12 protein-coding genes and 1 pseudogene are annotated in these 11445 nt (G+C 59.8%); 3 read left to right on the forward strand and 10 right to left on the reverse strand.

Annotated features, from left to right (window positions below; all coding sequences use genetic code 11):
- From WA989_RS16395 to WA989_RS16430, 8 genes are all read right to left on the reverse strand, one after another.
- A partial coding sequence (locus WA989_RS16395) for a DUF6624 domain-containing protein (RefSeq protein ID WP_424341553.1) occupies nt 1–777 on the reverse strand: 777 nt, incomplete at its 3' end.
- A 20-nt stretch (nt 778–797) separates the two neighbouring features.
- Nucleotides 798–1595: a crotonase/enoyl-CoA hydratase family protein gene (locus tag WA989_RS16400; RefSeq protein ID WP_424341554.1), complete on the reverse strand. Its 798-nt coding sequence runs from the start codon at nt 1593–1595 to the stop codon at nt 798–800.
- A 123-nt stretch (nt 1596–1718) separates the two neighbouring features.
- Entirely contained in the window at nt 1719–2246 is a 528-nt protein-coding gene (locus WA989_RS16405) for a hypothetical protein (protein WP_424341555.1), read from the reverse strand.
- Nucleotides 2247–2331: 85 nt separating this feature from the next.
- Nucleotides 2332–3489, reverse strand: coding sequence for an acyl-CoA dehydrogenase family protein (locus WA989_RS16410; protein WP_424341556.1), 1158 nt, complete (start codon nt 3487–3489; stop codon nt 2332–2334).
- 27 nt (nt 3490–3516) lie between these two features.
- Complete coding sequence (locus tag WA989_RS16415; RefSeq protein WP_424341557.1) at nt 3517–4167, reverse strand: hypothetical protein; 651 nt, start codon at nt 4165–4167, stop codon at nt 3517–3519.
- A gap of 1 nt (nt 4168) precedes the next feature.
- Nucleotides 4169–4798 carry a hypothetical protein gene (locus WA989_RS16420; RefSeq protein WP_424341558.1) on the reverse strand — a complete coding sequence of 210 codons (630 nt, stop codon included), beginning with the start codon at nt 4796–4798 and terminating at the stop codon, nt 4169–4171.
- Nucleotides 4799–4813: 15 nt separating this feature from the next.
- Nucleotides 4814–6010, reverse strand: a complete 1197-nt coding sequence (locus WA989_RS16425; protein ID WP_424341559.1) for an acyl-CoA dehydrogenase family protein — start codon at nt 6008–6010, stop codon at nt 4814–4816.
- A gap of 119 nt (nt 6011–6129) precedes the next feature.
- Nucleotides 6130–7137, reverse strand: coding sequence for a nicotinate-nucleotide--dimethylbenzimidazole phosphoribosyltransferase (locus WA989_RS16430; protein WP_424341560.1), 1008 nt, complete (start codon nt 7135–7137; stop codon nt 6130–6132).
- 124 nt (nt 7138–7261) lie between these two features.
- Between WA989_RS16430 and WA989_RS16435 the strand changes: the two genes are divergently transcribed.
- Together WA989_RS16435 and WA989_RS16440 are read left to right on the forward strand one after the other, a co-directional pair.
- Entirely contained in the window at nt 7262–7462 is a 201-nt protein-coding gene (locus tag WA989_RS16435; RefSeq protein WP_424341561.1) for a DUF1289 domain-containing protein, read from the forward strand.
- Nucleotides 7459–7992 (forward strand): retropepsin-like aspartic protease family protein, encoded by a 534-nt coding sequence (locus WA989_RS16440; protein WP_424341562.1) that lies wholly within the window; start codon nt 7459–7461, stop codon nt 7990–7992. The genes WA989_RS16435 and WA989_RS16440 overlap by 4 nt, the downstream gene beginning before the upstream one ends.
- Here WA989_RS16440 and WA989_RS16445 read toward each other — a convergent pair.
- Nucleotides 7979–8803 carry a sulfite exporter TauE/SafE family protein gene (locus WA989_RS16445; protein WP_424341563.1) on the reverse strand — a complete coding sequence of 275 codons (825 nt, stop codon included), beginning with the start codon at nt 8801–8803 and terminating at the stop codon, nt 7979–7981. The two genes, WA989_RS16440 and WA989_RS16445, sit on opposite strands and share 14 nt — an antisense overlap.
- Nucleotides 8803–9807 (reverse strand): annotated as a pseudogene (gene dusA, locus WA989_RS16450) (tRNA dihydrouridine(20/20a) synthase DusA); the annotation flags it as partial. The pseudogene dusA and the gene WA989_RS16445, both read right to left, overlap by 1 nt.
- 107 nt (nt 9808–9914) lie before the next feature.
- Here dusA and WA989_RS16455 point away from each other — a divergent pair.
- The gene (locus WA989_RS16455) at nt 9915–10967 is read left to right on the forward strand and encodes a site-specific integrase (protein ID WP_424341564.1); all 1053 of its coding nucleotides are present in this window, start codon (nt 9915–9917) and stop codon (nt 10965–10967) included.
- The last annotated feature ends 478 nt before the right edge of the window (nt 10968–11445 follow it).

The following is an 11445-nucleotide window of genomic DNA, read 5'->3' on the forward strand; positions in this document are numbered from 1 at the left end:
AAGCGGCATTGGTTGAAGGCGTCCGTCGCGGCATTCGATCTGCGTTCCATAACGCTGTGGCTCGCCGGCAGGGGTCGCAACGCGATCAAAAAGATAGGCAAAATTCGTTCGATCAACTTCGCCGTCAGCAAGCAAAGTCTCCATGCTGGCCAGTGCCTGTTTCTGGAAATCCGGGTCACGATCGGCATGCTGGGCGAGAAGCCAGAGATAATAGGCGGGCTGCTCTCCCACCTGCGAGATCGTCCACCAATCATTTCCATTGGCGGCAAATTCCCGCTTTAGCCAGGTGGTGTTCGCCAGATCGACCGCGAAGGCCTCCCGCGTGATCACGTGCTGGACGCGTGCCATCTGATCGTCGGTGAGCTCGCTTTGCCCAAGCGCCTCCAGCTTCTCGCGCATGTCCGAGAGACTTCCCGGCAAGGTATGGCGCGAGAACTGGTCTGAGACAACGCGAGTATAAATTTCACGCTTGAACTCACTGTCTGCCGTGCGCGCCTGTTCCCGCAGGTCGTCCATATGCCGGTCCCAGTCTTCCTCCCCGGTCCTGATCTCGCCGGCTATCCCGGCTTCGGCCCAAGCCCGCCAGGCAGTCACTGCCGCCTGTTCCTGCTGGCCGAGGTCTTCATAGGAAAGTGGCTGAGGGTTGGCAGCCTGCTCCTGGTTCGCGACCGTTGTTTCGGCTGGCGCAATCGCACCGCTACAGGCCGATAGGGCGACCAATGCGCAAGGCACAGCCAGCAAAAGGACACACCTTATCGCCGATGCCCGTCGTCCCATGAGCTTTTCTCTCCCGGACCTTACTTGCCTTCAAATGTCGGCGTACGCTTCTCGAGGATGGCGTGCACGCCTTCCATATGATCCTCGGTCTTGTGCATCAGCGCCTGGGCGGCTGCCGACATCTCCATGATCGTCTCATAGGAGGCATTCTGGCCGTGGCGAAGCAGCGTCTTTGCGAGGCGCAGCGCCTGTGGCGGCTGAGCGGCCATACGGTCCGCCAGCGCCAGAGCCGAATCCATCAGTGCGTCGCCTGTGTGGACCTCGGAGATGAGCCCCCAGTCCTCAGCGGTCTGCGCGTCGATCACATCGCCGGTGAACAGAAGCTGCGCGGCGCGGGCATTGCCGATGATGCGCGGCAGGAGCCATGCCCCACCATCGCCGGGGATAAGGCCGAGCTTCAGGAAAGTGACGCCGAATTTTGCCTTGTCTGACGCGATCCGGACATCGGCCATACAAGCCACATCACAGCCAAGCCCGATCGCCGCGCCATTTACAGCGGCAATCAGTGGCACTTCGAGATTATAGAGCGACTTCACCACCATATGGATGTTGCGGCGATAGCCGTTGCGGATGTCATAGGGGCTACCGCCAAACGCGCCCGTCTGATCGCGCATCGCCTTGACATCTCCGCCGGCAGAGAAGGCCCGGCCTTCGCCGGTCAATATCGCAACCCGGATGGAGGGATCGGCCTCGATCTCGGCGCAGGCCGCTGCCACAGCCGGCCCGTCGCCCTCTTGACCCAGCGCATTCATCATGTCCGGCCGGTTGAGCGTCAGCGTCGCAATCGGACCTGATTTTTCGAGCTTGATAACGGACATGACTTACCTCTTGATCTGTATGGAGACTTGCGCCTGTCAGTGGCACCCTCACTGCAGCCTGTCGAGGGGAGCTGTCTGAAAATTCTTGGTCCGCGGCACCGTCAGGAGTAGCGACCCCCTGCCCTATTTGCGGTAGATGCCGGTGAACCACTCATCCCATGCGTCAGTGTCGGGATTGTACTGTTCGAAACGCTGGGTGACAGAGCCGTCCTCATTCGGGGTCCACTCGCCGCGGAAGGGGAAGCTGTCGCCATTGTGGTAGTCGATCGTGCCTTCCAGAACCATCTGGCCGCGCTGATTGAGACCGCCTTCATAGTCGATCAGCGCGCCGCCACTGACCCAGACCTGGCGCCACATACCGCTGACTGGATTGTAGTAATTGTAGCTTTGTCCGGTCGAGCCCTGCGCGCCGGTCCAGCGCTCGACGATGAGGCATCCGTCTTCTTCTGAGGTGATCGAATTCTGCCCGGCCGCCTGGCCACGCGGCCCGGTCACATCCCACTCGCCGAGCCAGAAATCAAAGGCGCGATAAGGCGCGCTGGTGCAGGGGTCAGACTGCGAGGTTGCGGCATCCGTATCCGTGTCTTCCTGGGCAAAGGCTGCAGGCGCAAGCGCCAGGCTGATTGCGAGAATGAGATGGCTGATCCGCATTTGCATTGGCTCCATGACAAAACCCCCGCCTGCCAGTTTGGCAGGACGGGGGCGCACGTCAATCAATCAAAGGCGTTCGACGTGTCTATTCGGCCGCCTGCTTGAGCGCTTCGGACGAAAGGCTCGTATAGCGGCGCATGTGATGGTCGACATTGCCGCATTCGCTGTCGATCATGGTCAGGCGTTTGAAGTAATGACCCACGGCAAGCTCATCGGTCATCCCCATGCCGCCATGGATCTGGATCGCTTCCTGGCCGACGAAACGCCCGCCCTGGCCGATCCGGACTTTGGCGGCAGAGACGGCCTTCTTGCGGGTCGTCTCGTCCTCGTCGAGCTTGAGGGTCGCCATGTAGGTCATCGAGATCGACTGCTCGTGTTCCATGAACATGTCGACCATGCGGTGCTGGAGCACCTGGAACTTGCCGATGGCGACACCGAACTGCTTGCGCTGTTTGGAGTATTCGACCGTCATCTGGTGGGCAACGCCCATGGCGCCCATCGCCTCGGCGCAGACCGCGGCGGTGGCTTCGTCGACGACCTGCTCGATCAGCGGCAGCGCCTTGCCTTCCTCGCCGATCAGGTTCGCGTCAGGCACTGAGACGTTTTCGAAATAGACCTCAGACGCGCGGCGACCGTCCACGGTTGGATAGTCGCGTGTTGTAATGCCGCTTGCATCCTTCTCGACGATGAAGACCGAAATCCCGTCCTTGTCGCGGCGATCCCCGGAGGTGCGGGCCGTCACAATGAGGTGGCTCGCCCAGGGCGCGCCGATGACGACCGCTTTGTGGCCGTTTAGCGTATAGGTGTCGCCGTCCTTCTTCGCGGTGGTCTCAAGGTCGAACAGGTCATAGCGCCCGCGCGGCTCGGCGTAGGCGAAGGCAAAGACACGCTCGCCACTAATAATCGCTTCGAGATGCTCTGACTTCTGCTCGGCCGTTCCCGCATGTTTAAGAAAGCCGCCGGCGCAGACGACGGTCGGCACATAAGGTTCGAGCACAAGCGCCTTGCCGAACTCTTCCATGATGACCATCGAGTCGAGCGCGCCGCCTCCAAGGCCGCCATCCTCTTCCGAGAAAGGCGCTGCCAGAAGGCCGAGCTCGGCAAATTGCTGCCACATCTCGGGGCGCCAGCCTGCATCGGTCTCGGCAACCTTGCGGCGGGTGTCGAAGTCATACTGGTCTCGCAACAGCCTCGCGAGGCTGTCTCGGATCATTGTCTGTTCTTCTGAAAAATTGAAATCCATGGGGTCCTCCGGATAATCTTTTATAATCTAGCCTGAAACGAGGAGCGGGGCGCATATGCCAAGCTCCTCTTCTGTAAATCCTGTTGCGGCGCCGGGCTTGCCGCTTGTCACCGACATGATCTTGTCCCGGCTCTGTTCATCCCAGTCAATTGCGACCGTTAAGTCCATATCGTCGAGCACGACAAGATTCTCGTCAAACTCGTCATCTTCAAAGTCGACGAAGATCTTGTGGGCCGGTCTCATCTCGCCCATCAAAAAATAGTTTTCTGCCTCACCAACGGTGACGGTCGGGCTGCCTTCGGGGGTGGTAAGTTCGACCGTATCGCCCGCCTTGAACGGGCGAAGCGCTTTCACGGCGGCGCGCTCTTCCCGGCTCGGCAAGGGGCCATCGGCGCAAGAGCGATAGTCGATCCCCGAGAATACAAGAAAGAGGTTCTCCGCAGCGGTTACGTCTTCGCTCCATTGATCGTCGAATTTGGACTCAAAAAGCACCCAGTCGTCTCCCGCCGCGACGACTATCTCGCGGAAGGTTGACTGGCCGCCCTCATAGATCGAGTTCCAGAAAACCGAGGAGCCAGGTTCCAGCGCGGGCAGCGGCGCATCTTCTGCCGTCGCCGCGAACGGGCCAGAGACGATTGCCACAACGGCGATCACGCATCTCGTCGAAAACCGTTTCATCTCAGTTGCTGAACTCCGTCTTCAAAAGGACTGAGCAGTTGCCAAGCGTGCGCGCCTCATCATCCGTCACTGGATTTTCCGGCTCGATCACTTCGAGCACACGGCCACTGCCGCCAGCGACCCATTCCACGCCGATATGCATGCCATAGTCCTGAGAAACGAGCAGTTTCAATTCCGCGTCGCCGATCTGCCCCTCAACCCAGGTCGCCTCCCCCGGCCAGCCCCTGCTTCCAATGAAGTCGGCGTGATCTGCTGCCTGTACCCTATAGCGCGCTGGAACAGCGCCACTGCGAACCGACGCAGACGCTCCCGAGGTCAAGGGCCATAGCGATTGCAGAGCCTGACGATCAGCATCGTCCGGCAACGGCTCGTTGCACGATTGCGCATGGACGCCGGAAAACTCGACGACATAGCTCTCGGCCGAGGTCGGTTTGTATTTCAGATCCGGCTGATAAATCACGAAGTCGGGTCCACTTGCCACAACCTCGCTCAACCGTGTGAACGAGGTCTCTTCGAACTCGAAACTCCAGCTTATGAGCGTGCCGGGTTCCATCGTATCATAGGCAGACTGGGCGAAGCTCACCTGTGCGATCGCCAGAAAGGCCGCAAACAAGGTGGAGCTTCTCCACATGCTGATTCCCTCGCTCTAAAGCCCCAGGATCATCTTGGTGATGATGTTTCTCTGGATCTCGTTGGAGCCGCCATAAATCGACGTCTTGCGCATATTGAAATAGGTCGGCGCTGCCTGATGGGCATAATCGGGGCCGATCGGGAATTCGTTCGATCCGTCTTCCGGAAAACCCCGGAAGTATGGATGCCCGTAATGCCCGACAGCTTCGAGCGTAAGCTCGGTCAGACGCTGCTGGATCTCGGTGCCTTTGACCTTGAGGATCGAGCTTTCCGGACCCGGGCCCTTACCGGCCGCTTCACTGGCCAGCGTCCGCAGCTCGGTGAATTCAAGTGCCGTGAGATCGATTTCGAGCTGGCTCACCTTGCGCAGGAATTCGTCGTCCTGGATCAGCGGCTTGCCATCTAGAAGCTCGGTGGAGGCAATGTCGCGGAGCTTTTCCACGCCGCGCTTGGAGCGGGCCACACCAGCAATGCCGGAGCGCTCATGGGCGAGCAGGAATTTGGCATAGGTCCAGCCCTTGTTTTCTTCGCCGACCCGGTTTTCGACCGGTACGCGGACGTCGGTGAGCCAGGTCTCGTTGACCTCATGGCCGCCATCAATGGTTACGATTGGTTTCACCTCGATGCCGGGCGTGTTCATGTCCGCCAGGATGAAGCTGATGCCTTCCTGCGGCTTTGATGCGTTCGGATCGGTGCGGCAGAGGAAGAAGCCCCAGTCGGCATGCTGGGCCAGCGTCGTCCAGGTCTTCTGGCCGTTGATCACGTAATGGTCGCCGTCGCGGACAGCCGTCGTCTTCACCGAGGCCAGATCAGAGCCTGCGCCCGGTTCGGAATAGCCCTGGCACCACCACACCTTGCCCTCGCGAATACCCGGCAGGTGTTTGGCTTTCATCTCTTCGGACCCGAAGGTGTAGATCACAGGGCCAACCATGGAGACGCCGAAAGGCAGCGGCATGATCGTGTCCATGCGCGCATTCTCTTCAGACCAGATATAGCGCTGCGTCGAGGTCCAGCCCGTGCCGCCATATTTTTCCGGCCAGGCCGGGACAGACCAGCCCTTCTCGCCGAGGATTTGATGCCAGGCGAGCATGTCTTCCTTGCTGAGATCCTCGCGCGCGCCCACGCCGCGCAGGTGCTGAGGATAATTTTCTTCGATGAAGGCACGGACTTCCTTGCGGAAGGCCACTTCTTCAGGGGTGAATTCAAGATTCATGGGCGGCTCCTCAAAGTGTATTCTCTTTACTTGAAACGGTTGTGCATCTCCCCTGCCCTGAAAGCAAGTTGACGCAGACGTCAACGTAAAGCTTGTCGCACCGGGCCACTGGGCGCCGATCAGCTTTCAGAAGGTGCCGGGCGGCCGATAAAAGGCGCGCAAGCCGTCTTCAGAATGCCCGTGGCCGCCGCCGAGCCCATGCCGCCGCCCGTGTTGAATTCAACCGGAAGGAGCGGTCTCATATCGAGGCGGTCGAGTGCGGCCTGATGCGCCGGCCGCTTGGTCACATGAGCCGAACAGACATGGCTGACCGCTTCCGGGTTGATGGCATGCACGATGCCGGCGGCAATCGTCGTGGCGAACCCATCCAGAACCACCGGCACAGACTGTATCCGCGCGGCCAGGATTGCGCCGACGCAGGCAGCCAGCTCGCGCCCGCCAACACATCTCAGCGCCTCAAGCGGGTCATCCAGATGCCCGCGATGCTTTGCGAGAGCGGCATCGACAATGCCGGTGCGGCTGGCGCTCATATCCTTCGGCGTCAGCGGTCCGGGCCGGACCCAATAGTCGGCCGACCCGCCATAGAGCGCGCAGGCGACAGCGGCGGCGGCGGTCCCGATCCCTGCGCCAATCACCCCGAGCGCCAGCAGGTCTGGCTGACCTTCCAGCGCCTCAAAACCGTATGCAATCGTGGCGGCGCATTCGCGTTCGCTCATGGCTGCGCCGTCGGTAAAGTCAGCCGTGGGCTGCTCGATCGCCAGTTCGAAGACCCGAATATTCGCGCCGACCTGCGCTGCGATCGCGGACAAGGGCGCCTCTCCGCTGCGGAGCGCATCGACCTTGGACTTGGTATTCTTGTCGCTCGAAAGCGAAACCCCGCCGCCGGAAATGCCATGCGCGCCAGCGAAGATGGCAAGCGTCGCATTCTCGATCCGCGGCGGATAGCGTTTCTGCCATTGAGCAAGCCAGCCTGCCGCCTCTCCAAGGCGTCCAAAATCGCCTTCGCGCCCCATATTCAGAAGCGCTTCGCGAACCTGTTCGGCAGGCGCAATGTCAGGCGTGATCTGGCGCAGGGCGAGATCTCGCACATCATCAAAGGGTGCTGCAGAAGGCGCGGTATCGCTCAAAGCAGGGTGTCTCCACTAGCCCCGGCGCAAACGGCCTGAAACGGATGTTGAAGTCAATGAAAGATTCGTGATTTCCTTAGATACACTATAAGCGGCAACTGCCCATTCTATCGAGAAGGCCGACATGAAAGCTATCGCAACGCCCTGCAAAAAGGTCTGCGCCGTTGATGGACAAACGGGGCTGTGCCTTGGCTGCGGACGTAAATTGCGTGAGATTGGCGCCTGGACAAGCTTCTCTGACGAGGAACGCGCAGCGATCATGGACGAACTCGACACACGGATGGACCGGCTGAAAGCGCTCGGCAAGCTGGGACCGGTCACATGAACAGCCGCATCCTCTCTCTTCTGGTATCGGCCGCTGTCATCGCGGGCGCGGTTGCTGTTCTGATCGTGCCGAAGTTGGAAGACAGTACGTCCTCTGCCCCGCCGCCAAGCGAGACCCCAACGGTCAACTCTCTGCAGGAAGAAGACGAGCCTGCTTTCCGCAAATCTGCCGTGCTCAGCATTCGCGATGACGGCCACTACTGGGCCCGCACTGTCGTGAACCGCAAGGCGAGCGTCGATTTCATGGTCGATACCGGCGCGAGTACGGTTGCCATAACACAGGCCGATGCCCGCAAGATGGGTCTGCGCCCGGATGAGCTGATCTATGATGCACGCATCCGCACGGCAGGTGGCGAGACGTTCGGCGCGTATGTCACCATCGATTCCATTCAGATCGGCCAGGTGCGTGTGAAGAACATCCACGGCATCGTCATGAAAGAAGAACTGACCCAGTCTCTCCTGGGCATGAGCTTTCTGCGCGAACTTTATTCCTACGAGTTTCGCGGCGACCGGATGATCATCCGGCAATAGTCTTCCAGATCATTCTGATCGAGACGAGAACGAGCAGAACACCGAACAGCTTGCGAAGCAGGGCCGCGTTCAGTTTGTGCGCGAGCGCCGCCCCGAACGGAGCCATCGTCACCGTGCAGGCAGAGATCAGCACGAAGGCTGGCAGATTGACATGCCCCAGGGAAAGCGGCGGCAGGCCCTCCCGGCCGAGCCCGTTTATGATTGCAACGACCGCGCCGGGCAGCCCGATCGCAACACCAAAGCCTGCCGCGGTTGCGACGGCCTGATGAATGGGCCGGCCGCAAATTGTCATCAGGCTGACGCCGAAAGTCCCGCCGCCAATGCCCATAATGGCCGAGAGCGCCCCCAAGGCGCCGCCGAGCCCGGACCGTGATGGTCCATCCGGCAGATCATCGGCAAGCTTCCAGTTTGGCCGGCCGAAATAGAGCTGCAGGGCGAGGATCAGGAGCAGCGCTCCAAAAATCAGCGTCAGCCCTTCCTTCGAGATATAACCCGCCACGATCTGACCGAGTACAGCGCCTGCCATGATCCACGGCGCCCAGCCGCGAATAACCGACCAGTCCACCGCGCCCCTTCTATGGTGCGCCATGACCGAACGGACCGATGTCAGGATGATCGTCGCCAGAGAGGTTGCGACAGCGACATGCATGGCAGTGTCCTCATAACCGAGCGCCGTCAGCAGAAAATAGAGCACCGGCACAATGACCGCGCCGCCGCCAATGCCAAACAGTCCGGCGGCGAGACCTGCCCCAACGCCTGCCAGCAGAAGCAGGCCGATCTGCAGCCCGTATTCAGCGAGGAAAGCCTCCATCAGGCGCTCACGGGCGCGCCGAGCACATGCTCAAGCGCCTCGTCGAGCACGTCGAGGCCCGCTCCGGGCTTAACAGCTTTCTCAGACAGGGTCCGACGCCAGGCACGCGCCCCTGGCTGGCCTGCAAACAGGCCCAGCATATGACGAGTCATCGAGGAGAGCTTTGTGCCCTGCGCCAACTGCTCCTCCATGTAAGGCCGGTAGCGTCTCAGCGTCTCCTGGCATGCCGCCATGTCGATTGCGTCCTCGCCCTCTCCTGTTTCGATCAACCGGTCGGCATGAGCGAGGAGTTGCGGCGTCTGATAGGCGGCGCGGCCGAGCATCACGCCGTCAAAAGTCTTGAGGTGCCCGGCGCTCTCTTCCATCGTCCTGATCCCGCCATTGAGTATGATGGTGAGGTCAGGCCGGGCCGCTTTCAGATCGCCCACAAGCGCGTAGTCGAGCGGCGGGATATCGCGATTTTCCTTCGGGCTAAGGCCCGACAGCCAGGCCTTTCGCGCATGAACTGTGAAGACCTCGCAGCCAGCATCCGAAACGCGGTCGACAAAGCCGAACAGGGTCTCGCGCGGCGGGTCTTCATCAACGGCAACGCGGCACTTCACGGTCACCGGGATCGACACCGCCTCGCGCATCGCAGCAACACAGTCTGCCACTACGCCCGGCTCCTGCATCAGGCAGGCGCCGAACCGGCCCGACTGGACCCGGTCGGATGGGCAGCCGCAATTGATGTTGACCTCGTCATAGCCGAACGCTTCGGCGACCCGGCTCGCCTCGGCGAGCTTTGCCGGGTCCGAGCCGCCAAGCTGCAGCACCACGGGATGCTCAGCCTCCGAATAGCCGATCAGCCGCTCGCGCTCGCCATGAATCACGGCATCCGCCGTCACCATCTCGCTCCACAAAAGCGCCTTTGATGACAGCGCCCGATGAAACATCCGGCAATGCCGATCCGTCCAGTCCATCATAGGGGCGACAGAAAATCTATAGGCTTGATTTTTCATGCTTTTTTCTGTAGTTTCTGAGGACTAAAAGAAGAACGTGTGCACTTTTTTGGATGAATTTGCACACGATTGTACCGGTTTTGATCTGTCACTGCACACGGAGCGCACACGAAATGGCGTCGATCACGAAACTCCCGTCGGGCAGCTGGCGTGCCCAAGTCAGAAGAAACGGACGCTATGTCTCCAAGACGTTCAAACGACGCCGCGATGCCGACGAATGGACGATCGATATGGAGCGCCGCATCGATCGCGGCGAAAGCGTTTCCAAATCCCGTCCCAAGCATCTCAATACCCTTATCGATCTCGTCGACCTGCACATTGCAGACATGCATGAGTCCCGAAAGCCCCTGCGCCGCTCGAAGTCCTACTCGCTGAACAAGCTGAAGCAAGACATTGGCCACACGCGCATCAACCAGATCGACCGCGAAACCATCGTCGAGTTCGGCCGCATGCGCGCTGCCGAGGGGGCCGGTCCCGCGACCATCGCCATGGATATCTCCTACCTGAAGACGATCATGCTGCACGCCAAAGCCGTGCACGGCGTCCATACGCCCGTCGAAGAAGTGAAGCTCGCCCGTATAGCGCTCAACCGTCTTGGCCTGATCGGCAAGAGCAAGGAACGCGATCGCCGGCCGACGCAGGAAGAACTCGACCAGCTTTTCGCCTTCTTCGACGCCAATGAGCGATACTGGGCGCCGATGACAAGGATCATTCAGTTCGCAATCGCGACAGCCATGCGCCAGTCGGAGATCTGCAAGATCGAGTGGGATGATGTCGACCTGCGCAGGCGCATCGTGACGGTACGGGATCGCAAGGATCCACGCCAGAAGGATGGCAATCATCAGGAAGTCCCGCTGGTCGGTCTAACGGGATATGACGCGTGGTCGCTGATCAACGACCAGCGCAGAGCGAGCAACTCAACGGGCCGCGTCTTTCCTCATAATCCTAGATCGATCGGGACGGCGTTCCGAAGGGCCTGCATCGGTCTCGGAATTGAAGACCTGCACTTTCATGACCTTCGCCATGAAGGCACGAGCCGTCTGTTTGAAGCAGGCCTGAAGATTCAACAGGTAGCGCTCGTGACCGGTCACAAGGACTGGAAGATGCTGAAGCGTTATACCCACCTCAACGCGGATTCGATTGTTGCTTTGGCCAGCGGACAATGAACCGATTCAGTCTCTAATGATGGATATTTGACGCATTAAAGCAAGAATTTCGCCTTTAAGCGTCACTTTTGACGCATTAACCGAGTGTATCGCATTCGTAATGCGCAGGCGGCCTGCTAAGGAAAAGCAATAGCCAATCAAGTCTTGAACGCGATGGAACATTCGCGGCTCTTTGCCGACAGGACAGGATTACCCGATACGGACAAAGCGTACTCACCTTGGAGAGCTATCATCCGGCCGCCTGGACACCATTCCCACTCGATAATGAACAAGCCTAAATAACTGTTTTAAAACAGGTATTTGCAGAAAATTGTGGACAATCATACCGTAATTGCAGCCGAGAGTTTTTCTCGCTGGGGTTTTGAATAATGCAGGCCGAGACTGCTAGTGAGCTTGACACGATTCGGATGCACGCGGCGGACAATGTGGTCCCAAAGATCAATTGCACCATTAATTCGCCATGTGCTTACTGCTCGGA

Origin of the sequence: Henriciella sp. (assembly GCF_049649345.1) — a bacterium.
Lineage (GTDB): Bacteria > Pseudomonadota > Alphaproteobacteria > Caulobacterales > Hyphomonadaceae > Henriciella.

Coding starts and splice junctions, on each gene's coding strand:
- WA989_RS16420 (WP_424341558.1), bottom strand. CDS start 4,798: ATGTGGAGAAGCTCCACCTTGTTTGCGGCCTTTCTGGCGATCGCACAG.
- WA989_RS16435 (WP_424341561.1), top strand. CDS start 7,262: ATGAAAGCTATCGCAACGCCCTGCAAAAAGGTCTGCGCCGTTGATGGA.
- WA989_RS16445 (WP_424341563.1), bottom strand. CDS start 8,803: ATGGAGGCTTTCCTCGCTGAATACGGGCTGCAGATCGGCCTGCTTCTG.
- WA989_RS16425 (WP_424341559.1), bottom strand. CDS start 6,010: ATGAATCTTGAATTCACCCCTGAAGAAGTGGCCTTCCGCAAGGAAGTC.
- WA989_RS16455 (WP_424341564.1), top strand. CDS start 9,915: ATGGCGTCGATCACGAAACTCCCGTCGGGCAGCTGGCGTGCCCAAGTC.
- WA989_RS16400 (WP_424341554.1), bottom strand. CDS start 1,595: ATGTCCGTTATCAAGCTCGAAAAATCAGGTCCGATTGCGACGCTGACG.
- WA989_RS16440 (WP_424341562.1), top strand. CDS start 7,459: ATGAACAGCCGCATCCTCTCTCTTCTGGTATCGGCCGCTGTCATCGCG.
- WA989_RS16405 (WP_424341555.1), bottom strand. CDS start 2,246: ATGCGGATCAGCCATCTCATTCTCGCAATCAGCCTGGCGCTTGCGCCT.
- WA989_RS16415 (WP_424341557.1), bottom strand. CDS start 4,167: ATGAAACGGTTTTCGACGAGATGCGTGATCGCCGTTGTGGCAATCGTC.
- WA989_RS16410 (WP_424341556.1), bottom strand. CDS start 3,489: ATGGATTTCAATTTTTCAGAAGAACAGACAATGATCCGAGACAGCCTC.